Genomic DNA, 24,361 nt, shown 5'->3' with positions numbered 1-24,361 from the left:
TCCCTCAAAACATCAATCATTTAAACACTTGACCCTTATTTAGTCCCAACAAACCTCGGCGAGATTTGTCCAAATAAAAAGAAAAATAAGCGCTATAACGAAAATAGGATTGTGCTTACGTTCAGGAGTCAGTTGTGAAAATAGCAATGCTTAGTACTGGTGAGGAAGTCCTCCACGGTGATATTGTTGATACTAATGCGGCATGGTTGTCTAGCCTGTTTTATCAACATGGATTTGGCTTAACAAAGCGCTCAACGGTTGGTGATAGCCTATCGAGTTTGGTTGAAGAGTTTTTAATGCTCAGCTTTAACAACGATGTGGTTATTGTTAATGGTGGTTTAGGCCCTACAACGGATGACATGAGTGCTGCCGCCGCCGCGAGAGCCGCCGATTGTAAACTGGTGCTATTCCAAGAGTGGTTGCAGCATCTAGAAAGTTTGTATGCTCGACGTGGCATCCCTATGCCGGACAGTAATTTAAAGCAAGCAATGCTGCCAGAAACGGCAGAGATATTGGACAACCCGATAGGCACTGCTTGCGGTTTCAAAATGCTGATTAATGATGCCATTTTTTATTTCACACCGGGTGTACCAAGTGAATTTAAGCTCATGGCAGAGACGCAAATTCTTCCCGATCTGAGAAGAGTGTTTCCCGATGTTCAAGGTTCATGTTGTAGTCGAATCTACACGTTTGGTCTGTCTGAATCCGGTATTTCAGATAAGCTAGATCAGCTAAAACTTCCTCAAGGCTATGAGCTAGGGTATCGCTCTTACTTGCCTTTTATTGAAGTGAAACTTTTTGGTCCTTCAGATCAGATTGAACAGCGTTTGAAACTAGTACAGATAATTAATAAACACCTTGAGAGTAATACCGTTAGTATTGACTTACCTATGGTTGAAAATGTCGGCCAGTTGTTGGTCGATAAAGGACTAACGGTGTCGACCTCCGAAAAAAGTAGCGGAGGATACTTAACGTACTGGCTAAACGGCGATGAAAACGCTGAAAAGCAACTAGGGCATGGTTGGATACTACCGAGCCTGACTCAAGCGATGGCCAACAGCGGAGATCCATTAGCAGAGACGTTTGCTCTGGCTGGCGCTACGCGAGAGAAGTGTGGGACGGATTTATCACTCGTTACTGGCCATATTGAAGAGGGTGTTTTTTCCGTCGCTTTATCGACACCGTCAGGCGAGTGGGGAGCATTATATAAACTCTCGAAAAAGTATCAGCGCAGTGATCAAGTTAAAGTGATCAGCACGGCAGCACTAGACTTGTTGCGTCGCTACCTAGAACGTAAACCGATGTTTGCGCATTATGCATTTTTAGAGAAAGTTAAAGAGATGCACCTCCCGAGCAGTGCTTTATAACCAAAGCTCTATACAGTAGTCTGAGAGACAAAACACAGAGACAAAAAAGCCAAGGTGATTACCTTGGCTTTTGCATTTTATACCGTCGAGTCAACGTTATGCGCGCTGCTTTTCTTTCATCGCGTAGTTAACGCCGCTAAGTGACAAATCTGATTTTGCTTTACAGATACAAGGTAATATTTCATCACTTTGTGTGTAAGCCATGGCAAAACCAACATACTCCACTTCACCAGACTCCAATTTGCAGCGACAGGCGCCGCAGTGCCCATCACGGCAGTTGTATTCTGGTAATAGGCCAGCTTGCTCCATTGTTTCCAAAATCGTATTGGAAGGGTTGGATTCAATGCTGATCAGTTTGTTGATTTTGAGTGTTGCCATTACAGCTCGAATCCTTCGAAGTCATCTGCGCGAACTTCATTGTCAATTTGACCCACAAGGTAAGAAGAGATTTCTGCTTCTTGAGGCGCAACTTGAACGTTATCTGAAGACAACCAAGCGTTAATCCATGGAATTGGGTTAGTTGTTGCTTCTGGATACGCTGCTGGTAGACCTACCGCTTGCATACGAATATTTGTGATGTATTCAACGTATTGGCTTAGGATGTCTTTGTTTAGACCGATCATAGAGCCATCTTTGAATAGATACTCTGCCCACTCTTTTTCTTGCTCAGCCGCTTCTTTGAATAGGTCAAAACAGTCCTGTTTTGCCTCTTCTGCGATTTGCATGAAAGTGAAGTCATCTTGACCGTTACGTAGCAGGTTGATCATGTGCTGCGTGCCATTTAAGTGAAGTGCTTCGTCACGAGCGATCAGCTTGATGATTTTCGCGTTACCTTCCATTAGTTCGCGTTCTGCGAAAGCGAAAGAACATGCGAAACTTACGTAAAAACGAATAGCTTCTAATGCGTTAACAGACATCAGACAGATGTACAGCTTCTTCTTAAGATCGTACAGACTAACCTTAACCGTTTCACCGTTAAGGACATGCTCACCTTCACCGTAGCGATGGTAATCATTCGTCGCTTGAATCAAATCGTCGTAGTAGTGCGCGATGTCTTTTGCACGCTTCAGAATGTGCTCGTTCTCAACGATATCATCAAACACTACAGCAGGGTCGTTCACGATGTTACGAATAATGTGTGTGTAAGAACGAGAGTGAATCGTTTCAGAGAAAGACCAAGTCTCAATCCAAGTCTCTAGTTCTGGTAGAGACACAAGCGGCAGCAGTGCCACGTTAGGGCTGCGGCCTTGGATAGAGTCAAGAAGCGTTTGGTACTTCAAGTTAGAGATGAAGATGTGCTTCTCGTGATCTGGCAGTTTGTTGTAATCGATACGGTCGCTAGATACGTCTACTTCTTCTGGACGCCAGAAGAAAGAAAGTTGTTTCTCGATAAGTTTTTCGAAAATCTCAAACTTTTGTTGGTCGTAACGTGCAACGTTTACTGATTGACCTAGGAACATTGGTTCCTTCAATTGGTCATTCTTTTTTTGGTTAAAAGTACTGTAAGCCATAATGCCTCAATTCCTTTTAAACCTCCCCGTAAGGGGGAGGTTATCGATAGTCTGTCTTTACGGGTTCGCTAGGTACGGGAAGATTAAATCTTACAACCGCCGCCAGCACAATCGTCATCTTGTGGTTGAACAGCGTCTTTCTGTTCATCTTTCGCGCCATCACGAGTGTTGTGGTAGTAAAGCGTTTTCACACCAAACTTATACGCTGTTAGCAGGTCTTGAAGTAGTTTCTTCATTGGAACCTTGCCAGTCTCGTAACGTGACGGGTCGTAGTTAGTATTAGCAGAGATAGCTTGGTCAACAAACTTCTGCATAATACCCACAAGGTGTAGATAACCGTCGTTCGAACCGATATTCCAAAGCAGTTCATAGCTGTCTTTAAGTTCTGTGAACTCAGGTACAACTTGCTTCAGGATACCGTCTTTCGAAGCTTTTACTGAAACGTAACCACGTGGTGGCTCAATACCGTTAGTTGCGTTTGAAATCTGAGAAGAAGTCTCAGAAGGCATTAGTGCAGTCAGTGTTGAGTTACGTAGGCCGTGCTCCATAATTTCTTTACGTAGGCTGTCCCAGTCGTAGTGCAGCGCTTCGTCACAAATTAGATCGATATCTTTCTTATACGTATCAATCGGCAGTAAGCCTTTCGCGTAGTTCGTCTCGTCGAATGAAGGACACTTACCTTGTTCTTTCGCCAGTGCTACAGATGCTTTCAATAGGTAGTACTGCATTGCTTCGAACGTACGGTGAGTTAGGCCGTTCGCGCTACCGTCAGAGTATTTCACGCCATTCTTCGCTAAGTAGTAAGCAAAGTTAATCACACCAACACCTAGCGTACGACGGTTCATAGTCGATTTGTATGCCGCTGGTAGAGGGTAATCTTGGTAATCAAGCAGTGCATCTAACGCACGAACAACAAGATCGGATAGCTCTTCGAAATCATCTAGAGACTTGATAGCACCTAAGTTGAATGCAGAAAGCGTACACAGTGCGATCTCGCCTGAGTCATCTTCAACGTTAGTTAATGGTTTCGTTGGTAGTGCGATTTCTAAACATAGGTTCGACTGACGAACTGGAGCAACTTCAGAATCAAATGGGCTGTGAGTATTACAGTGGTCCACGTTCTGGATGTAGATACGACCCGTTGATGCACGCTCTTGCATTAGCAGAGTGAACATTTCAATCGCTTTAACCGTTTCTTTCTTGATTGAAGGATCGTTCTCGTACTTCACGTATAGACGCTCAAACTCTTCTTGGTTTTCGAAGAATGCGTCGTACAGACCAGGTACATCAGATGGTGAGAATAGCGTAATATTGCCGCCTTCAACTAAACGTTGGTACATCAGTTTGTTTAACTGAACACCGTAGTCCATGTGACGAACACGGTTTTCTTCAACACCACGGTTGTTCTTAAGTACCATTAGTGAGCGTGCTTCACCGTGCCACATTGGGTAGAACACAGTAGCTGCGCCACCACGTACACCACCTTGTGAACAACATTTTACTGCTGTTTGGAAGTACTTGTAGAACGGAATACAACCAGTGTGGAATGCTTCACCACCGCGAATCTCTGAGCCTAATGCACGGATACGACCTGCGTTGATACCAATACCAGCGCGCTGAGATACGTAACGAACAATTGAGCTTGCTGTTGCGTTAATAGAATCAAGACTGTCGCCACACTCGATCAGAACACATGAGCTGAACTGGCGAGTAGGGGTACGCACGCCAGACATAATTGGCGTAGGTAGAGAAATCTTAAATGTCGATGTCGCATCGTAGAAACGTTTGATGTAATCAAGACGTGTCGCTTTTGGATATTTCGCAAATAAGCACGCTGCTACAAGGATGTATAAGAACTGAGCACTTTCGTAAATTTGGCCCGTAACACGGTTCTGTACGAAGTACTTACCCTCTAGCTGCTTAACTGCCGCGTATGAGAAATTTAGGTCGCGTTTATGGTCGAGGTACGCATCAAGTTCGTCGAGTTCTGCTTTTGTGTAGTCTTCTAGAATATGTTGATCGTACTTACCCATATCGACGAGGCGAGACACGTGATCATAAAGCGTTGGTGGCTCGTATTGGCCATACGCTTTTTTACGCAGATGGAATACCGCTAGGCGAGCAGCTAGGTATTGGTAATCCGGAGTCTCTTCAGAGATCAGGTCTGCCGCAGACTTGATGATTGTCTCGTGAATATCTGTCGTTGTGATGCCGTCGTAAAACTGGATGTGAGCGCGAAGTTCTACTTGAGAAACCGAAACATTATCTAGACCTTCTGCAGCCCAAGTGATAACGCGGTGGATTTTATCCAGATCGATACTTTCTTTACGGCCATCACGCTTGGTGACGGTAAGTTGTTGGTTCATTCTGCTTTATTTCCCTAAGAAAACTGATAAAAGCCGTATTTTTGTTTGTTTATGTGCAATATGAGTAAAGCTTGCGGCGGCTTTGTGATCAAAGTCTATCTATATATTGTCGCTTAAACACAACATATAGGGGTTCATTTGTTTGCGGGTTACAAGATAGTGCTATTACACTGATTTATCAAGGTACAGATCGGGGATGACTTGTGGATAACTGACAAAATGAAAAAAATCAGTAAGTGAACACTAACCGATGAGAAAAGGGCAGACTTGAATGGTTAAAAGTACGGTTTCGAGATCGGTTTAGAAATAACCGCATGCAAAAATATTTTCCTTGATCTTTGGCCGTTTTTATCTACGAAAAATGGCTTGGTCAAAATGGAATCTAGAGCACGAATTTTAGCCATAAAAAGACAAAAAAAGCGGCAACTTTGTGCTACCGCTTCCGATTCATTTTCTTTAAAAAATGTCAATCACAAAACTCATTTTTTAACTTAATAGCGTTCAGTATTTTTTAGTATGAACGATGTAGTTTACATCTACATTACGACCGAGTTTGTAGCTGTCATTTAGAGGGTTGTAATGAAGCCCAGTAATGCCCATTTCCGTCAGGTCAGTTTGGTCTATCATCTTCATCATTTCGGCTGGCTTGATAAACTTATCGTGCTCATGAGTGCCTTCAGGAACAATCTTAAGAAGCTTCTCAGCACCGACAATAGCAAATAAGTACGACTTAATGTTTCGGTTCAAAGTTGAGAAAAACACGTGACCACCGGGTTTGACTAGCGCAGCACAAGAGCGGATAACGGAGAGAGGATCTGGAACGTGTTCAAGCATCTCCATACAAGTCACGACATCGTAAGTTCCTGCGTTTTCTATAGCGTGGTCTTCTATTGTGCTCTGAATGTAGGTCAGTTGAGTGCCTGTTTCTAATGCATGTAGTCGCGCGACTTCTAATGGTTCTTTACCCATATCAAGCCCCGTCACAATAGCGCCTTCTTTTGCCATGCTTTCAGCAAGAATGCCACCACCACAGCCGACATCAAGTGTTCGCTTGCCAAACAAGCCATTTGCTTTTTCAAGTACATAGTTCAAACGAAGTGGGTTAATTTGATGAAGCGGCTTAAACTCGCCTTCTAAATCCCACCATCGAGAAGCCATGTCCTCGAATTTCTTAATTTCACTTGGGTCGACGTTTTGTGCTTTAGTCATAATTGGTTTTATTGCATTCAATCTGAGTCCTTTAGAGGGCGCCAGTATACTCCAACGTTTTACACCCAAACAACCTCGATGTGCTTAGTTAAGGGACAATGACAGAGTTCACTGGCGCGGCAATCGAGACAGGTGCCTGTAATTTTTAAAGCGCTAGCTATTGTTTTTGGTTCATCCTTGAACTAGTGCCAGTGACAATAACTCTAAAACCTGCATTTTCGCGTTGTGTGGTTAAAGGAATTTACCTCGCTTTTCCGCGTAAAGAGTCCGATTTTGCTCAATATTGACCGAAATATAACCACTAATCAGAAAGATATGGGATGAGTGTGCAAATTCTCGACATTTGATTCATAACCAAGCTCACAACCTGATAAAAGGAGAGGGAAAGTGATGCCGAAGTGATGAATTGTGTGTTATATTTTTGCACCTTACACGTATCGTAATTACGATCAGATAATAGAGGGATAATGGCTCTATGAGCGATTTAGCTAAAGAGATCACGCCCGTAAACATTGAAGATGAGCTTAGAGGTTCATATCTAGACTATGCGATGTCAGTCATCGTGGGTCGTGCTCTTCCAGATGTGCGTGATGGCCTAAAACCAGTACACCGCCGCGTTTTATTCGCGATGAACGTACTAGGCAACGATTGGAACAAACCATATAAAAAATCAGCCCGTGTTGTCGGCGACGTAATCGGTAAATATCACCCACATGGTGATAGTGCTGTGTACGACACAATCGTACGTATGGCTCAGCCGTTCTCGCTTCGTTACATGCTGGTCGATGGTCAAGGTAACTTTGGCTCGATCGATGGCGACTCTGCTGCGGCAATGCGTTACACCGAAGTTCGAATGGCAAAAATTGCCCATGAACTATTGGCTGACCTAGATAAAGAAACCGTAGACTACGTACCAAACTACGACGGTACTGAGCAGATCCCAGCGGTTCTTCCAACTAAAATTCCAAACCTATTGGTTAACGGTGCTTCTGGTATCGCAGTAGGTATGGCAACCAACATCCCGCCTCATAACCTTGGCGAAGTGATTGATGGCTGTCTTGCATACATCAATAATGAAGAAATCACTATTGATGAACTAATGGATTACATTCCTGGTCCTGATTTCCCAACGGCGGCGCTTATCAGCGGTCGTAAAGGCATTGTAGACGCGTACAAAACAGGTCGCGGCAAAATCTACATGCGTTCGAAAGCGGACATCGAAGTGGAGAAGAATGGTAAAGAGATCATTATCGTCACTGAAATTCCTTACCAGGTGAACAAAGCTCGCTTGATCGAAAAGATCGCTGAGCTAGTTAAAGATAAGAAAGTAGAAGGTATCAGTGCACTGCGCGACGAGTCAGATAAAGACGGTATGCGCATTGTTATTGAGTGTAAGCGCGATGCTGTGGGCGAAGTAGTTCTAAACAACCTTTACGCTCAGACTCAGCTGCAAACCACTTTCGGTATCAACATGGTGGCCCTAAACAATGGCCAGCCACAGCTATTCAACCTAAAAGATATGTTGAAGTGCTTTGTTGATCACCGTCGTGAAGTTGTGACACGCCGTACTATTTTCGAACTGCGTAAAGCGCGTGAACGTGCTCATATCCTTGAAGGTTTAGCTCTAGCGCTTGCTAACATTGATGAAATTATTGAGCTTATCCGTAAGGCACCTACACCGGCTGAAGCAAAAGCGGGTCTTATCGCTCGTGGTTGGGATTTAGGCAACGTTTCAGCAATGCTAGAGCGTGCTGGTACAGATGCTGCGCGCCCTGAATGGCTAGAGCCTGAATACGGTATTCGTGATGGTCAGTACTTCCTGACTGAGCAACAAGCACAAGCTATCCTAGATCTACGTTTACATAAACTAACAGGTCTAGAACACGAGAAGATTCTTGGCGAATACAAAACACTTCTAGAAGAAATCGCTGAACTCATGCATATCCTTGCGAGCACTGAGCGTTTGATGGAAGTGATCCGTGAAGAACTTGAAGCGGTTCGTGACGGCTTTGGTGACGCTCGTCGTACAGAAATCACAGCTGCGAGCCATGATATTGACATGGAAGAGCTGATCGCACGTGAAGACGTTGTGGTTACTCTATCTCACGGTGGTTACGTTAAGTACCAAGTACTGAGCGACTACGAGTCACAGCGCCGTGGTGGTAAAGGCAAGAGTGCGACTAAGATGAAAGATGAAGACCATATCGAGCGTCTTCTAGTGGCGAATACCCACGATAACATCTTGTGTTTCTCTACTCGTGGTAAAACATACCGCCTGAAAGTTTACCAATTGCCTCTAGCGAGCCGTACTGCGCGTGGTAAGCCAATCGTAAACATCCTTCCACTCGAAGAAGGTGAGCGCATTACCGCGATTCTACGTGTTGATGAATTCTCTGAAGACAAATTCATCTTCATGGCAACAGGTGACGGTACGGTTAAGAAAACGCCGTTGAACCAGTTTGCAAACGTACGTTCAAACGGCCTAATCGCTGTGAACCTACGTGAAGACGATTCGTTAATCGGTGTGGATATCACTAACGGCGAAAATGAAATCATGCTGTTCTCTAAAGCGGGTAAAGTGGTTCGCTTTAAAGAAGCAGAAGAGATTCCAGTACTTGATGAAAATGGTAAACCAGTTCTTGATGAGAATGGTCAGCCAGAGATCAAGTTTAAAGGTGTTCGTCCTATGGGTCGTACCGCCTCTGGTGTTCGTGGTATGAAACTGGCTGAAAATGACCAAGTTGTATCACTTATTGTTCCTTCGCACGAAGGCGACATCCTAACGGTTACAGAAAACGGTTATGGTAAACGCACAGCACTTAGCGAGTACCCGACAAAAGGTCGTGGCACTCAAGGTGTAGTTTCTATCAAAGTTTCTGAGCGAAATGGCCCGGTAGTTGGTGCTATCCAGGTTGTTGAAGGTGATGAAATGATGATGATCACCGACGCTGGCACGTTAGTACGTACTCGTGTGGGTGAAGTTAGCCAAGTTGGTCGTAACACACAAGGTGTAACGCTTATCCGTACTGCGGAAGATGAATCAGTTGTTGGTTTGCAACGTATTGAAGAAGTTGATGATGAAGAGCTGCCTGCTGATGAAGATGCAGAAGCGTTAGAGTCAACAGACGAAAATACGCAGCAAGACGCTCCAGCTGCTGATGATGCAGAGGAAGGTAACGAAGAGTAATCTTACATCGTTATCCTGATATGAAAAGCCGAGCCTTAGTTGCTCGGCTTTTTTGTATCTGTATCAACGCATTTAAAGTAAGAAATGCGTACACTGACGTTATCTTTGTTTACAGGACGTGTTATGTCTGTTTGGTTTTTCGCTGCCATCACTCTGATGGGGCTGTTTATCGTACTCTTATCACTGAGTGCATCAAAAGTTAAACCTGCTCAATGGTTTGGCTTTTGCCTGTTAGTACTTGTCGTGACGAGTGCCAGTTTCTTATTGCTGCATCAAACTCCGCCTAAATCAATACAAGCGGAAATGTCACGAATGATGACTGCTCGTGACATCATGAAAGAGATTCAAGACCAGTTGCGTGAAGATCCGAACAACGCTGAATTGTGGTTCCAACTCGGGCAGGGCTACCTGCTAGAGGGGGAATTTGATGGCGCGCTGATTTGTTTTGATTACGCGATCCAACTGACTGAGCCAGTCAGTGCCACGCAACTTGCCGCAAAAGCGACGACCTTGTACTACATTCACCAGCAATCAATGACGCAAGAAGTTAGCTTGCTTTTGGAGCAAGCTTTGCAGATAGAACCGCACAATGAAGCCGCTTTGTCTTTGATCGCAAATGATCATTTTCTGTCATTCCGATTTCAGGAAGCGATTGATGCCTGGGTACTATTATTAGATTCTAATGATCCAAATTTAGATAGGGTGCAAATCATTAACTCTATTAACAAAGCAAAAGAGCTGTTGTAAGCGTACAATTTAACAAGCAATAGAGGGAAAGGTGGGCAACGAATGAAAAATAAAGCACTAAGCATATTGGTTTTGCTGTGCGGCTCTGTGCTGTCGGGTTGTAGCTCTTCCGATCATTCTGGCTCTTCCTCTACGGTTTATTATTCATCGGGTTACTACGACCCGTGGTGGTACGATCATGACGACTACTGGATTTATTACTATCCGGGCTGTTGCGATAACGACGATGAATACAAAGAGAAACTGGAAGAGTGGTGGAATGGTTTAGATGAAGACCAACAGCAATCCATCAAAGACAAAATCGAAGATTGGAAAGACGACGATATGTCCGCCAATATCGATAACATGAAACGCCAACTTGACGATCATTGGCAATCACTGCCTGACGAGCAAAAGCAAGAGATTCGAACCCAATGGGAGAATCGTCCGGAGCATATTGAACCAGCGACTTTACAAGGCAAGGCGGTGAAAGAAAAGGTTCAACAAAGAAAAGCATTACCGGAAACGAAGATCCAGCGTCCAGTTGCTCGTCCAAATGTGCAGATACCTAAAGCACGTCCAAATATTCAACCTAGACCTAGGCTTCCTCGTCGCTAGTACATTCGATTTTTGTCTCTCGATAGAATCAGGATGAAGAGATAAAGATAATAAAGAAAGAAAAGGGGCGTTCAGTACGCCCCTTGTTGTATCTATAAGTTAACCGTTGCCAGTTAGACTAATACGTGGCTTCGCGTTCAGCTGCTGCTTTATCCCACTCTGGCGCTACTGTTTCTAGGAAGTGTTTCTTGTCTGCGTTCATCTTATCCATATCCATGCCCAGTGCTTGTTGTGCTTTCGCTTTGGTCGAGATATCTGGAATTTGAACAGGGTCAGTAATGCCTTTGGTTGCCAGTAAACGAACCAATTTGGTACGGGCGTCAGCAGCGCGGTCAACTGCAGTACCTAGTACTTCAAGTGCTACCTCAGGAGCATGCATGTGAACACCGTGAGAAGCAATCGCGTAGTCCCAACGCCATTGTGCATGGCGAATATCTTGTAGGATAGGTTCCATCTCTGCTTCTGTTGCACCTGCTTTCCACGCTGCTCCTGCTTCAAAGTGTGCCGCTACGATTTGCTTCTCGGCGGTTAGCTTCATGTTCAGTACTTGCGCTTTGCGAGTCGAGACGATGCCTTGTAGCTGCTCTTTAGTTTGGGTATGGCATTGCGCACAGGTGTCTTCAAAACGATCAAATGGGTTACCCACTTTGTGGTCTGTGTACACCGTACCGTCTTCTTTGGTCACTTTAGGCATGTGGCAGTCCACACACACCACTTTGTTTTTACCATGAATACCCGCTCTCCAAGTTTCGAAACCTGGATGTTGCGCTTTTAGCATCGGCGCTTTAGATACGGCATGCGTCCAATCTTTGAAATTCAACGCGTCGTAGTATTTCTCCATGTCATTAACGGTGGTGCCCATATCCCATGGGAATTTAACCGCTTTAGTTGGGCCGGTGAAGTAGTATTCAACGTGACATTGAGCGCAGACCGATGCTTGCTTATCTAGGCGAGACTGTTCATCAAAGTTTTTACCAATAGTATCAAAAGCACGCTCGACGTATGGGCGAGTCAGTGCTAGCGCAGGTTCGTCTTTCTTGAAGGCTTCAGAGCCTGTGTTGTGGCAATCGGAACAACCGATAGGGTTGACGATTTCTGAGCCTAAGCGTGCCCATTTACCTTCGAAATAACCGTCTTCACCACGTTCATCAATCACGCGAGCAACGTCTGGGCTTTTACAGCTCCAGCACGCCATCGGCATAGGCCCGGACTTCTCGTCGGTTGGTGCGCCGGTACGTAAGGTTTGGCGAACATCATCAAGTGCGTAAAAGTGACCGCGCGCTTTGTTGTAGTCTTTCGCGAAGCCATAACCTGCCCACAGGATAACCATGTTTGGGTCTTCACTTAGAGCATCTTCAATGTGCTCACTTTCGGATGTTGCTTTCCAAGAATGGTATTGATCAGGGTGGTTCTGTTCAAAGACATCGTTACGAGGATCGATAAAATCCTTCTCTTCTGCCGCTAACGGAGCGTCAACCAAAAATAATTGGCTGGCGAATAAGGTCGCAACCGCAATAGGTGCGCTCATCCAGTGTTTTATGCTCACAGTGTTATCTCCATATTCGTTTTTATTAGCAGCGTTGTGAGGAGCTATTCCAAATAAGAACTGGAGATCTACGATTAATAATATTGCTTAATTGGATAGATGAAATAGTGAGTGAATCTTGTCTTGTTTTAGATCAATTTACACCAGTGATCTCAGTCATGTTTGAATTTGTACACCTCTAAAGTGGTAGTTGTTAAGTCATTGTTCTGCAATGCTTTGGGTTTTTAACCTTTTTAAAAATAGGGTGATTTGGTTCGCTTTTTGAGCAGGCGTTTCTACCCCTTATGAATAATAGAGGTATTATAAATATAGGTTTAGCGTTGTGGCTTTCCGAAATAAGAATTGATGTCATTTGAAGATCTAAAAAATATCTTCAGAGGAAATTAATTGTCGCTCAAATAAATAATTGAGAATAGTTATCAATTATTATCGAGCTAAGGAAAGAACAATATGGGCAATATAAAATTGACCATAGAGACAATGCTGAAACTTCTCTTCGTCTTTGCCATCTATGGTTTCTCCATCGCCGCCCATGCGACTTCTTCAGAGCCGATTGAAGGTGCTCAAGCTGAGCGTCATCAAGTCGAGTTGATCCGTGACCGTGACTACAAGTGTCTGCAATGTCATAAGGATGCAAAAGAGACTCTGAACCTTTCGCATGACCCGCAAGCTCTACTCAGCCAAGGGAAGCAACTTAATTGCACCAATTGCCATAGCAACATTGGTCCCGACCATCGTGAAGGTGCGCCTGATGTGATTAAGTTTTCTGCCGCGCAATCGAAAGAGGTACACGACAAAGTGTTCCTTGATCCAAGCATGATTCTTAAAGCTAACAGCCAATGTGTGGATTGCCACGCACCGACACAGCTGAGAGAAAGCCACTGGACGCACGATGTGCACGCCAAAAACCTCACTTGTTCAAATTGCCACGATGTACACGCAGCGAAAACCAAAGCCTTGTCGTACGACAGAAAACAACTGATCAAGCAGTGTGTGGATTGTCACTCTGAATTTGCCGTCGAACCTGAACTTGCCAAAGAAGAGGAGAGATAGCATGAAATGTTCAAGAAGAAACTTTTTAGCCGGCAGCGGCGCGTTGATTTTAACTACAGGCGTTGCAGGCACTTCCGTTGTTAGCTCCTCTCTTTATGCCAGCAACAGTGAACAAGCGAAACGCATGGGTATGGTTCATGATGAAAATGCCTGTATTGGCTGTACCGCCTGTACTGATGCTTGTCGCGAAGTAAATAAAGTCCCTGAAGGCGTAACGCGACTTAAAATTCATCGCAGTGAACCGATTGGCGAGTTCCCAGATGTGGAATACCAGTTTACTCGTGAATCCTGTCAGCACTGTGATAACCCACCATGTGTATACGTTTGTCCAACAGGCGCTGCATACAAAGATGAAGCGACCGGCATCGTGGATGTACACAAAGAGAAATGTGTCGGATGTGGTTATTGCCTTGCCGCTTGCCCTTACCAAGTGCGCTTCTTTAATCCAGTCGATCACTCTGCGGATAAATGTAACTTCTGCCGTGATACCAACCTAGCGCAAGGTAAACAGCCAGCTTGCGTGGAATCTTGCCCAACAAAAGCACTCATCTTTGGTGATTTGAATGACCCAACTAGCGAGGTGAGCAAAGCTATCGAAAGCCATGTTGTCTATCGCGATAAATCGCATTTAGGTACGCAACCTAAACTGTACAAAATTCCGCATAGCAAAGGGGAGGTGTCATCATGAACGGCTTCGAAAGTGCATTCCACTTTGACTCGTTAGTCTGGGATTGGATCATCGCGATTTACTTATTCCTTGCTGGGATGTCAGCAGGTGCGGTGATGATTTCTATCTATTTAAAACGCAAAGTGATTGAAGGTGATCCCGCAAACAACGGCATCATGAAAGCTATGGCTTGGCTTGCGCCATTTGGCATCATTGCTGGGTTGGCAATTTTGATTTTCCATTTAACCAAGCCTTTAGAGTTTTGGAAGATCATGATCTACTACAACCCAACGTCTGTGATGTCGATGGGCGTGATCTTGTTCCAAGTGTACATGCTAGTGCTGTTTGTTTGGATTGGCGTTATCTTCCGCCATCAAATCATCAGCTTTTGTGAGGGTAAGTTACCGAGCAAACTGTTGGATTTTGCCGATGGCATTTTGATTAAGGCGGGGAAAGCCAACAACGCAATTGAATTGTTCTTGGGCTTCTTAGCCATCGTGCTTGCAGCGTACACTGGCTTTCTATTGTCTGCATTGAAGACTTACCCAATGCTAAACAATCCAGTACTGCCAATCTTGTTCCTGTTCTCTAGTTTGTCCTCGGGTGCAGCGGCATGCTTGATGTTCGGCATCTTGGTGTTTAAAGAGTCGACCAGCAGCCCAAGTGTGTCTTGGGTGCACGGATTTGAACGCCCTGTAGTGTTGTTTGAGTTGTTTGTCTTAGTGACATTCTTTACTGGACTGATCTTCAGCGGTGGTCAGAACGAAGTCGCGGCTTGGAATGCTATTTCGAGTGGATTCTGGGCTCAATGGTTCTGGGTTGGCGTAGTGTTCATCGGCATGATAACGCCTTTGACTCTCAATTGGTTAACGCCTTCAGAAGTGCGCCACAGAGGCAGTTACGTTTTTGTGGTCACGACGTTGAGCTTGGTTGGCGTACTTATGCTGCGTACTTTCATTCTATATGCCGGTCAAATGACCATAGTGTAAGGGGGATAAATGGAAGCTGAGCTAGGGTTCTTCTTACTGATATTGGTGGCTGTAACATCGACTTGTGCATCGTTGCTGCATTGGCTACGTCGTGCTATGAGTAAGAAGGCGACATTGCCGCATCAAGTCGCGATGTCCCACATCATTAGCTTAGCTTCCTTCATTTGTTTAGCACTTCTGATCGTCTGCTTCGTGCAAGACAACTTCGCGTTGGAATATGTTGTTACGCATTCCAACAGTCAACTTCCCGTAGCATTCAAGATTGCTGCCGCTTGGGGCGGGCATCAAGGCTCCATGTTGTTTTGGGTCGTCACCTTGAGTTTATGGGCGTCGTTTATTGCATTTAAGTCACCGCTCAACGCCCAATATACTTGTGACTGTTTAGGAATCATGAACCTTCTTATTGCGACATTTGCTTGGTTCACGTTAATGACCTCTAACCCGTTCGAGTATGCCCAAGTATTGGCGTCGGAAGGACGAGATCTAAACCCAATGTTGCAAGATGTTGGGCTTATCATTCATCCACCATTGCTTTATCTCGGTTATGTCGGTTACGCAGCAATATTAGCTTTTGCATTAGCAGCGCTATTGGGTAAACAACCGATGAGCGATTGGTATGTGGTTGCTCGTAGCGCAGCGTTTTTTGCATGGGGAACGCTCACGTTGGGTATCTTGGTGGGATCATGGTGGGCGTACAATGAGCTAGGGTGGGGCGGGTGGTGGTTTTGGGACCCCGTGGAGAACGCTTCTTTGCTTCCTTGGCTTACTGGTACTGCTTTGTTGCACAGCGGTGTTGTCGCAACACGGAACAGAGGCGCAATTTGGAGCACCTACGCACTGGCGTTTGCTACGTTCAGCCTAAGCATTTTAGGGACATTCGTGGTGCGCTCTGGCGTGCTGACTTCAGTGCATGCTTTTGCGGTGGACCCAACTAAAGGTTTGGTGCTACTTGGTGTATTGAGCTTGCTTGTCATCATCACTTTTGGCGTATTGATTTTGCGAGGAGAACAACTCCCTAGCTTCAAACTTCAATCTCTAACGAGCCGAGCTTACACTGCTTATATCGCCAAAGGGCTGTTGGTTATTGCGACTGCCATCGTTTTTCTTGGCACTTTTTATCCGATGGTTTATCAACTGCTCGGTTTAGGGAACATTTCAGTTGGCGCACCTTACTTTAATAGTCTGATCTTCCCATTAAGCATACTGGCTCTGATTGCCTTAGCATTCATGCCAGTGCTGAAATGGACAAAAGGCACAGTTCCGAGTGTAAGCGGTGATATCGCGATCAGTATCGCGTTATCTCTAGTCTCTGGGATCGGGTTTATGTTCTCAGTGAATGCACTGCATTTCGAAGTATTGTTAACCATAACGTTGGCTACTTGGGTGATTGTGGCGCATCTCGTTATGCTGTTTCGCTGCTCCAATAAGCGTAAACTCATGCCAATCGTGATGGCACATATCGGTTTTGCACTGGCGGTGAGTGGGGCTGTTTTCAATAGTCACTACTCTTATGAATACAATTTACGTGTCGAACCCAGCAGTTCTCAACAAAGGGCGGGTATCACTATCGATTATCATGGTATCGAATGGCTGGTGGGGCCGAACTATACCGCGGAACAAGGACAGATCACCTTGCATTTGAAAGATGGCCGCATACTCAATTTCAACCCGCAGAAGCGCCATTACCCTGTGCGAGTAATGAACATGACCGAGCCTGCGATTCGTTCACTATGGCATGGCGATTATTACGTGACATTGGGTGACAAAGTCGACACTCATGCTTATGCGATTAAAGTTCAGTACCGCGCAGGTATTTGGTGGATATGGTCTGGCGGGCTATTAGCTGTGTTTGGTGCGCTATTAACAGGCCTAAAGAAAAGGAGAGAGGCTATCAATGCGATCGAGAAATACGCTTAAACTCGCAGGTCTCGTTGTGGCTGTTGCCGTGTTTTCTGTAGTTACTGCGGTGGCCTTGTCTGAGCGACCACATGTCGAATTGTCCCCACAACGAAATTTAGAGACACCTAATTTTCGCTCTACTTCTCTGATCTCTGATGACATAGTTTCTGAGCAATTGTTCAAAAGCGACGGATATAAATTATTGAATGTTTGGGCATCTTGGTGCGGGGTATGCAAGCGAGAGCATGAAGAGTTATTGCAGTTAGCAGAACTCGGTGTGCCTATTATTGGGCTGAATTATAGAGATCAAAAACAAGCTGCCCGTGAATATTTGAGCTCTAAACGAAACCCATATATTGAAGTAATTAGTGACCCTAATGGAAAGCTCGCTGTGGAGCTAGGTGTTATAGGAACGCCGGAAACTTACTTGATTGATCAAAATGGTCGTATATTGATCAAATGTCGTGGGGAGCTAACGGCAGATAAATGGAACGATATATTTTCAGGATACTTGAATGTTTCGATTTAATAATCTTCTCCTCACTTTAATCCTATTTATACTATTTTCTCCTTTCACGAGAAGTGCGGATATAGAACAGAATGTTGATCTGTTTGAATTTCATTCTGTTGAAGTGCAACAGCGTGCAACCTCGTTAGCCAAGACCTTACGCTGCCCGCAGTGTCAAAACCAAAACCTTGTCGAGTCTAATGCACAAGCGGCTAAAGACCTGAGGTTGAAAGTGTATACGATGGCCAATGAAGGCAGCTCAGATCAAGAAATAAAGGACTATCTAGTTGCTCGTTATGGGAATATTGTTCTGTATCAACCACCATTAAATTATTCCACGGCGCTGTTGTGGATCTTTCCTGTGCTATTTTTGATCTTTTTTGTCTTATATTCGATCCGAATGGTGAAGCGTAATTAATGTGACCGTTATTCCACTATTAAAAATAAATTGTGCACTTAACAAGCAGAATGTTATCATTTTTCCGAATTTATGAAGTTTCCAGTATAAAGAAAATAAAAATTTTGAGCTGGATAAGTAATAAAAGAACGAAATAGGTGCACGCAGTGGATTCAGTTATATTACAACTTAAAAAAGACTTCTATTCGCAGATTCGTGCATTGCAATCACCGAACCTGCCTCAAGTTACTTCAACGCTCGCCGTGTTGACCGACGAGGAAATCCAAGAACTCGAAGCAGTTTGGATTGAACTCGCCGTTTGGAAGCGCAGTCAGACCCATTAAAAGATAGACCAAACGACCTTCTTGAAACCCCAGACAAAATTTGTCTGGGGTTTTTTATTGTAGTTTTTTTAAATTGTTATAATATAACAATTGTTCAGTTGGAGAGTGTTTCTCTTTTGCTATCTTGAGTGGATAACTGCCCTCAATTGTGATCTCTATATTGCAAAATGCGGTATCAGTCCCCATAGTTGAAGAGCAACGAGTAAATCCCATGAATGCAATAACGAAAACGCATCAAGCGCATCAAGCAATAAATCGAGTGAGTATAGATATGGCGGAAGTACGTGCCAGAGTAGATTTTAAAGTCGGGGCAAAAAGTAACATTGATGCCGAAATTCTGTCTTTCCATGGTCTGAAGACAGACAAAGAGCATGTTGCTATTATCTTTAAACAAGCGGACCAAACTCAGGACATGCCTTTAGTTCGTATGCACTCTGAGTGTTTGACAGGCGATGTGTTCCACTCTTCACGCTGTGACTGTGGTGAGCAACTAGAAGAGACGATCAATCGCATGGGCGAGTCCGGTGGTATCATCTTGTATCTCCGTCAGGAAGGTCGTGGTATTGGTTTGTACAATAAGATCGATGCATACCGCTTACAAAGCCAGGGCATGAACACGTACGAAGCTAACAACCATTTGGGCTTTGATGATGACCTGCGTGATTTCACAGAAGCAGCACAAATGCTAGAAGCTTTAGGCGTGACTAAGATCCGCCTCGTGACGAACAATCCTAAGAAAATTCGTGAGTTATCTGAGTACGGAATTGAAATTGGCGAGGTTGTCAATACCTCTGCACATATCAAAGATGGCAACGAAAATTATCTGAAGGCAAAAGTCTCTCACGGAAAACATGACCTAAAGGTTTAATCCTAAAGATAAAACTGATAATAAAGTCTGTGAAAAACCTCATTTTTATGAGGTTTTTTTGTATCTGGAGTTGCAAATAAATTGTAAATTTGTATTATCTCGAGACTAAAGTGCAAATAAGAATAATTAGCACTACCAATACGATAATTGAAAAGCTCAACAAGGATGCTTCAGATGAATGCAAAAAAAGTTTTAGTCCAATCTATTGCTGCATCACTCCTCATTGCCAGTGGTTCTACCGTTGCTGCCACAGTAACTAAACAACAAGTAGTCGAACATTACGCGGACGTTGCCCATGCTGTGTTTGCTGATTCAGTAACAACAGCGAAAGCGCTTGATGTAAAAATCGACGAATTTCTAAAATCACCATCAGCGAAAAAGCTTGAAGAAGTAAAACAAGCTTGGCTAGATTCTCGCGTGCCTTACCAACAGTCTGAAGTTTTCCGTTTTGGTAACGCGATTGTTGACGATTGGGAAGGTCAGCTGAACGCATGGCCACTTGATGAAGGTCTGATTGACTACGTAGCAGCTGATTACCAATACGAATTGGGTAACGAGGGCGCGGCTGCCAACATCATCGCGAACACTAGCCTACAGATCGGTGCTTCTAAACTGGACGTTTCAAAAATCACTCCAGAATTGCTAGCGGATCTAAACGAAGTAGGCGGTTCTGAGGCAAACGTTGCATCAGGTTACCACGCGATTGAATTCTTGCTTTGGGGTCAAGACCTAAACGGCACTAACGCGGGTGCAGGTCAACGTGCTTACACTGATTTCGTTGTCGGTTCTGAGTGTACGAATGGCCATTGTGAGCGTCGTGGAGAGTACCTAAAAGCAGCCGCTGATCTACTGGTTCAAGACCTTGAGTGGATGGAAAAGCAGTGGTCTGCTGAAGTAAAAGGTAACTACCGTGAAGAGCTACTGAACGACTCAGCGGACAATGGTCTACGTAAGATGCTATTCGGCATGGGTTCTCTTTCTCTAGGTGAGCTAGCGGGTGAGCGTATGAAAGTGGCACTAGAAGCGAACTCAACTGAAGACGAGCACGATTGTTTCTCAGACAACACGCATAATTCTCACTACTACAACGAGCAAGGCATCTACAACGTTTACACAGGTACATACAAAGGTGTAAACGGCAAAGAGCTATCTGGTCCAAGTATTGCTGATCTTGTTGCTCAAAAAGATAAGAAAGCCGCGACCGACATTCAAAAGCAGTTTGATACAACACTTAGCCAAGTTGGTGAGCTAGTGACTTCTGCAGAGAAGAATAACCAGCATTTTGACCAACTTATTGCGGCGGGTAACGCACAAGGCAACGCGCTGGTAAACGACACCATCATGTCGTTGGTAGCGCAAACTGGTGCGATTGAGCGAGCGGCAAACATTGTCGGCATCGACAGCCTAAGCCCTGATACTGCTGACCACGAGTTTTAATAAGAAAACCATAATAAATAAGGGCTCTTTGTGAGCCCTTTTGCCGTTTGAGCTCGTTGTTATCACCCTTGTTGTCTATGTAGAGCAATGATATGAAGCCATACCTAATTTCTGCGCTAGCCGCGATCCTTTCTTCTTCTGCCATGGCTTACGATGTTAAGTCTGGTGGCAAAACCAGTGTTAAAAAAGATGGCGCGAATGCCTATTCTCTTCCTGCTGCCAACCTGCCGATGAGCAAACGCCTAGATTTTAGTGTGGGTAACAGCTTTTTCCGCAACCCTTGGGTACAAGCGCCAGCGTCAACAGACGCTCGTGATGGCCTAGGTCCGCTTTTTAACACCAATGGTTGTCAGAACTGTCACATCAAAGACGGTCGTGGTCATCCGCCAGAGAAAGATGATTTACATGCCGTGTCTATGTTAGTGCGCTTAAGCATTCCTGCGATGACGCCAGAACAAAAGAAAGCCTACATCAAAGACGGTGGCATACCTGAGCCGACTTATGGTGGTCAGCTTCAAGATTTCGCTCTGCAAGATCAAACGCCAGAAGGCAAAATCGAAATCACTTACACCGATGTCCCAGTGAAATTTAAAGACGGTACGACGGTGACGCTAAGAAAACCTCATTTGAACATTACCGATCTGGGTTACGGCGATATGCACCCTGATACCGAGTTCTCAGCACGCGTGGCACCGCCAATGATCGGCCTTGGTTTGTTAGAGAGTATTCCCGACGAAACGCTACTTGCTTGGGCTGATGAACAAGATGCCGACAAAGACGGTATCTCAGGCAAAGTAAATAAAGTGTGGGATATTGAGAGGGACAATTTCTCGATTGGTCGTTTTGGCTGGAAAGCAGGACAACCGACGCTAATGCAGCAAAATGCAGCAGCATTTAATGGTGATGTGGGTCTTACGAGCCATTTATTCCCAAATGAAAACTGTACCTCGAAACAAAGCATTTGTGACGACATGCCAAATGGCGGCAAACCAGAAGTGAGTGAAAATATTCTCGATTTCGTAGAGTTTTACAGCCAGCACTTAGCTGTACCTATTCGCCGTAATGTCAATGACCCTAACGTGAAACTTGGTCAGCAAATCTTTGCTGCGTCTGGCTGTGAAAGCTGCCACAAGACCAGTGTTAAAACGGCGAAACGACCAGAGTTACCAGCGCTTTCTGAGCAGCTTATCCACCCATACACAGACATGCTTTTGCATGACATGGGTAAAGGCTTAGCCGATAACCGTCCGGAATACTTAGCAAACGGCCGTGAATGGCGAACGGCACCGCTATGGGGCATTGGTTATACCGAAGAAGTAAACGGACACACTTACTTTCTACATGATGGCCGCGCTCGTAACCTGATGGAAGCGGTGTTGTGGCACGGCGGCGAAGCTGAAACGGCGAAACAAAATGTTTTAGCTCTGAACAAAAAAGAACGTGATGCTCTCATTGCGTTTCTGAACTCTCTATAAGGACCTAACCATGAAAAAGACACTGTTAGTGAGTGCGATTGCCGCAACGTTAAGTTTGGTTGGTTGCCAATCGACCATCGGTTCGAGCTCTGCCAAGCCTGAGAGTACAAGCCATATTTCTCAAAGCGTGTACGAGGTCGAGTTTCAATCAGCTCAGACGTTTTTAGCGCAAACCACAGAACTTGAACAGCGCTTCGCGGATTACTGCGCATCAGAGTCGAAAGATGATGCACAAGTAAAACAGCAGTGGCATCAAACTATGCTTGCGTGGATGGCATTACAAGGTCAAGAACGTGGCCCTGCTACGGCATTGGAGCAAAGCTGGAATGTTCAGTTTTGGCCAGATAAAAAGAACACCACTGGTCGTAAAATGTCTGTACTGACGAAATCTGATCAAGCTTGGAGTGCAGAAGATATCTCCACCCAAAGTGTCACCGTGCAAGGTTTAGGGGCTCTGGAATGGCTGCTTTACGATAAAGCGTCGACCTTATCTAGCAACAGCAGTACCTGTGCGACAGGCGTTTCGATTGCTGAAAACCTTGATGACAAAGCGCAGATCATCGCGGATTCTTGGGCAGAGAACCCTTGGAAATCGCTAGAGATGACAGAATGGGAATCTGAGTACATTTCACTACTCTCGAATCAGCTTGAGTACAGCATGAAGAAGTTGAGCCGACCGCTAGCGAAGATTGGTAAGCCTCGCCCGTATTTCTCAGAGTCATGGCGTTCAGAAACTTCGCTTTCAAACCTAAAAGCCAACCTTCAAGGGATGGAAGCGTTGTACTTTGCTAACGGAAATGGTTTAGATGCGTTATTAAGAGAGCAAGGCCATGCAGATCTCGCAGACCGTGTTGTTCATCAGTTTGAAATGGCGTTAGAAACTTGGCCAGAAGATAAGAGCTTGTTTGCTGCACTACAAACAAAAGAAGGCTATCGCATGGTGCTCTCTCAATACAATAAGCTAGAGCAATTGAAGTACCTGATTCACGAAGAAGTGGCGATCGAGCTTGGCGTAGTTATAGGATTTAATGCAACCGATGGTGACTGATCAAACCCGCCGAACTTTGCTGAAAGCCGCTCTATTCGGGGCGGCTATACCTATGATGCCATTTGGTTGTTCTTCAACAAGCTCACGTGAGCCTGCGTTGATCGGCTGCTCTATCATTGGCCGAGATAAATATGCAGCGGTGGTGGCGGATGAGCATGGTATGCCGCTATCTTCATTGCCGATTCCTGAGCGTGGTCACGGTGTGGCAACAAACCAACAAGGCCACGCCGTAGTTTTTGGTCGTCGACCTGGTACTTTCTTCATGGTGTTTGATTATCGCTCAGAGCAGATGATCAAACTGCAACTAGCAACGCCAAATCGTCATTTTTATGGACATGGTGTTTACTCCCATGATGGCACGTTGCTATTTGCCACAGAAGGGGAGAGGGGGACAAGCCGCGGGATCATTGGTGTTTATGATGTGCAGAAGCAATATCAAAAGATTGATGAGTTAACGGGTTTTGGCCTTGGCCCTCATGAAGTGATCATGATGCCTGATGGCGCATTAGCGATTGGCGTCGGTGGCGTACACACCAACGGCCGTGAACCTCTCAATCTTGATAGCATGAGACCCAGCCTGAGTTACCTTTCACAAGAAGGTGAGCTGTTGGATCAAGTGTCTTTACCGGATCATAAGTTGAGTATTCGCCACTTAGCTCATGATGGTGCGGAAACCGTGCTTTGTGGTCAGCAATATCGTGGTGAGCCGGACGAGTATCCAGCCTTGATCGCCATGCACACGCGTGGTGGTGAAATGCAAGATCTTCAAGCTGAGCCTGAAGAATGGGCGCGTTTCAATCACTACGTTGCGAGTATTGCAGCAACCGATGAATGGATCTTAGCCACTTCGCCTCCGGGCAGTTGCTATGGTATATGGTCTAAATCTATGGGCAAATTGGTCGAGTTAAGTGCGTTACCAGACGCCTCTGGTGTTGTGGTCTATGGCGATGAGTTCCGAGTCAGCTCTGGGGCGGGAAAAGTGGTGGAGCAAAGACCAGAGGAGTCAAAAAGTACCTTCGCAAGCGGAGTGCAATGGGACAACCATTGGTCGAGAATTATCTAGAAAGATCATTGAGTAATTACTTATAGAGAGTTTTGTTGTCGTTTTCGGCATCAGATTCTTAATTTTAAACCTGCAAGCTGTGA

At 45.0% G+C, this 24,361-nt stretch carries 21 protein-coding genes; 16 read left to right on the top strand and 5 right to left on the bottom strand.

All coding sequences use genetic code 11. The annotated features are described in order from the left end of the window. The first annotated feature begins 134 nt into the window (after nucleotides 1-134). Nucleotides 135-1,367 (top strand): CinA family nicotinamide mononucleotide deamidase-related protein, encoded by a 1,233-nt coding sequence (locus R7Z77_RS06725; RefSeq protein ID WP_213967810.1) that lies wholly within the window; start codon nucleotides 135-137, stop codon nucleotides 1,365-1,367. Between the two features lie 96 nt (nucleotides 1,368-1,463). Here R7Z77_RS06725 and yfaE read toward each other — a convergent pair whose 3' ends face one another. The 4 genes from yfaE to ubiG form a co-directional block, all read right to left on the bottom strand. Continuing rightward, nucleotides 1,464-1,745 carry a class I ribonucleotide reductase maintenance protein YfaE gene (yfaE, locus tag R7Z77_RS06720; RefSeq protein ID WP_005376817.1) on the bottom strand — a complete coding sequence of 94 codons (282 nt, stop codon included), beginning with the start codon at nucleotides 1,743-1,745 and terminating at the stop codon, nucleotides 1,464-1,466. Further along, a complete protein-coding gene (gene nrdB, locus R7Z77_RS06715) occupies nucleotides 1,745-2,878 on the bottom strand; it encodes a class Ia ribonucleoside-diphosphate reductase subunit beta (protein WP_005376818.1) in 1,134 nt (377 codons plus the stop codon). The genes yfaE and nrdB overlap by 1 nt, the downstream gene beginning before the upstream one ends. Before the next feature lie 83 nt (nucleotides 2,879-2,961). Continuing rightward, a complete protein-coding gene (gene nrdA, locus R7Z77_RS06710) occupies nucleotides 2,962-5,244 on the bottom strand; it encodes a class 1a ribonucleoside-diphosphate reductase subunit alpha (RefSeq protein ID WP_005376819.1) in 2,283 nt (760 codons plus the stop codon). A 501-nt stretch (nucleotides 5,245-5,745) separates the two neighbouring features. Then, nucleotides 5,746-6,453, bottom strand: a complete 708-nt coding sequence (ubiG, locus tag R7Z77_RS06705; RefSeq protein ID WP_017636129.1) for a bifunctional 2-polyprenyl-6-hydroxyphenol methylase/3-demethylubiquinol 3-O-methyltransferase UbiG — start codon at nucleotides 6,451-6,453, stop codon at nucleotides 5,746-5,748. Nucleotides 6,454-6,928: 475 nt separating this feature from the next. Here ubiG and gyrA point away from each other — a divergent pair, with 475 nt between their 5' ends. The 3 genes from gyrA (at nucleotide 6,929) to R7Z77_RS06690 (ending at nucleotide 10,984) form a co-directional block, all read left to right on the top strand. Next, nucleotides 6,929-9,640, top strand: coding sequence for a DNA topoisomerase (ATP-hydrolyzing) subunit A (gene gyrA, locus R7Z77_RS06700; RefSeq protein ID WP_213967809.1), 2,712 nt, complete (start codon nucleotides 6,929-6,931; stop codon nucleotides 9,638-9,640). Between the two features lie 123 nt (nucleotides 9,641-9,763). Then, nucleotides 9,764-10,387 carry a tetratricopeptide repeat protein gene (locus tag R7Z77_RS06695; protein WP_017636127.1) on the top strand — a complete coding sequence of 208 codons (624 nt, stop codon included), beginning with the start codon at nucleotides 9,764-9,766 and terminating at the stop codon, nucleotides 10,385-10,387. A gap of 42 nt (nucleotides 10,388-10,429) precedes the next feature. Beyond that, nucleotides 10,430-10,984 carry a hypothetical protein gene (locus tag R7Z77_RS06690; protein WP_054729065.1) on the top strand — a complete coding sequence of 185 codons (555 nt, stop codon included), beginning with the start codon at nucleotides 10,430-10,432 and terminating at the stop codon, nucleotides 10,982-10,984. Between the two features lie 118 nt (nucleotides 10,985-11,102). On the opposite strand, the gene nrfA is transcribed toward R7Z77_RS06690, so the two are convergent. Beyond that, complete coding sequence (nrfA, locus tag R7Z77_RS06685) at nucleotides 11,103-12,530, bottom strand: ammonia-forming nitrite reductase cytochrome c552 subunit (protein ID WP_213967807.1); 1,428 nt, start codon at nucleotides 12,528-12,530, stop codon at nucleotides 11,103-11,105. 450 nt (nucleotides 12,531-12,980) lie between these two features. Here nrfA and nrfB point away from each other — a divergent pair, with 450 nt between their 5' ends. The 12 genes from nrfB to R7Z77_RS06625 all read left to right on the top strand — a co-directional run bounded on the left by nrfB (nucleotide 12,981) and on the right by R7Z77_RS06625 (nucleotide 24,278). Beyond that, entirely contained in the window at nucleotides 12,981-13,583 is a 603-nt protein-coding gene (gene nrfB, locus R7Z77_RS06680; RefSeq protein WP_009706898.1) for a cytochrome c nitrite reductase pentaheme subunit, read from the top strand. 1 nt (nucleotide 13,584) lies between these two features. Beyond that, nucleotides 13,585-14,271, top strand: a complete 687-nt coding sequence (gene nrfC, locus R7Z77_RS06675; RefSeq protein WP_017636123.1) for a cytochrome c nitrite reductase Fe-S protein — start codon at nucleotides 13,585-13,587, stop codon at nucleotides 14,269-14,271. Continuing rightward, nucleotides 14,268-15,239: a cytochrome c nitrite reductase subunit NrfD gene (gene nrfD / locus R7Z77_RS06670; RefSeq protein ID WP_213967806.1), complete on the top strand. Its 972-nt coding sequence runs from the start codon at nucleotides 14,268-14,270 to the stop codon at nucleotides 15,237-15,239. The genes nrfC and nrfD overlap by 4 nt, the downstream gene beginning before the upstream one ends. 9 nt (nucleotides 15,240-15,248) lie before the next feature. Then, nucleotides 15,249-17,156: a heme lyase NrfEFG subunit NrfE gene (locus R7Z77_RS06665; RefSeq protein WP_318136623.1), complete on the top strand. Its 1,908-nt coding sequence runs from the start codon at nucleotides 15,249-15,251 to the stop codon at nucleotides 17,154-17,156. Continuing rightward, complete coding sequence (locus R7Z77_RS06660; RefSeq protein ID WP_318136622.1) at nucleotides 17,134-17,667, top strand: DsbE family thiol:disulfide interchange protein; 534 nt, start codon at nucleotides 17,134-17,136, stop codon at nucleotides 17,665-17,667. Before R7Z77_RS06665 ends, R7Z77_RS06660 begins: the two co-directional genes overlap by 23 nt. Then, a complete protein-coding gene (gene nrfF, locus R7Z77_RS06655; protein WP_025767282.1) occupies nucleotides 17,654-18,064 on the top strand; it encodes a heme lyase NrfEFG subunit NrfF in 411 nt (136 codons plus the stop codon). The genes R7Z77_RS06660 and nrfF overlap by 14 nt, the downstream gene beginning before the upstream one ends. 146 nt (nucleotides 18,065-18,210) lie before the next feature. Then, nucleotides 18,211-18,387 (top strand): hypothetical protein, encoded by a 177-nt coding sequence (locus R7Z77_RS06650; protein WP_020480909.1) that lies wholly within the window; start codon nucleotides 18,211-18,213, stop codon nucleotides 18,385-18,387. 271 nt (nucleotides 18,388-18,658) lie between these two features. Then, the gene (locus tag R7Z77_RS06645) at nucleotides 18,659-19,255 is read left to right on the top strand and encodes a GTP cyclohydrolase II (protein ID WP_213967818.1); all 597 of its coding nucleotides are present in this window, start codon (nucleotides 18,659-18,661) and stop codon (nucleotides 19,253-19,255) included. 174 nt (nucleotides 19,256-19,429) lie between these two features. Next, nucleotides 19,430-20,692, top strand: coding sequence for an imelysin family protein (locus tag R7Z77_RS06640; RefSeq protein ID WP_199266795.1), 1,263 nt, complete (start codon nucleotides 19,430-19,432; stop codon nucleotides 20,690-20,692). A gap of 92 nt (nucleotides 20,693-20,784) precedes the next feature. Next, nucleotides 20,785-22,167 carry a di-heme oxidoredictase family protein gene (locus tag R7Z77_RS06635; RefSeq protein WP_170893458.1) on the top strand — a complete coding sequence of 461 codons (1,383 nt, stop codon included), beginning with the start codon at nucleotides 20,785-20,787 and terminating at the stop codon, nucleotides 22,165-22,167. Nucleotides 22,168-22,177: 10 nt separating this feature from the next. Further along, complete coding sequence (locus tag R7Z77_RS06630) at nucleotides 22,178-23,215, top strand: imelysin family protein (protein ID WP_213967803.1); 1,038 nt, start codon at nucleotides 22,178-22,180, stop codon at nucleotides 23,213-23,215. Next, nucleotides 23,196-24,278 carry a DUF1513 domain-containing protein gene (locus R7Z77_RS06625; protein ID WP_191115985.1) on the top strand — a complete coding sequence of 361 codons (1,083 nt, stop codon included), beginning with the start codon at nucleotides 23,196-23,198 and terminating at the stop codon, nucleotides 24,276-24,278. The genes R7Z77_RS06630 and R7Z77_RS06625 overlap by 20 nt, the downstream gene beginning before the upstream one ends. The last annotated feature ends 83 nt before the right edge of the window (nucleotides 24,279-24,361 follow it).

This window comes from Vibrio sp. 1401, assembly GCF_033340295.1.
The sequence above is the reverse complement of the archived record's forward strand: the minus strand, read 5'-3'. Positions and strand labels throughout refer to the sequence as shown.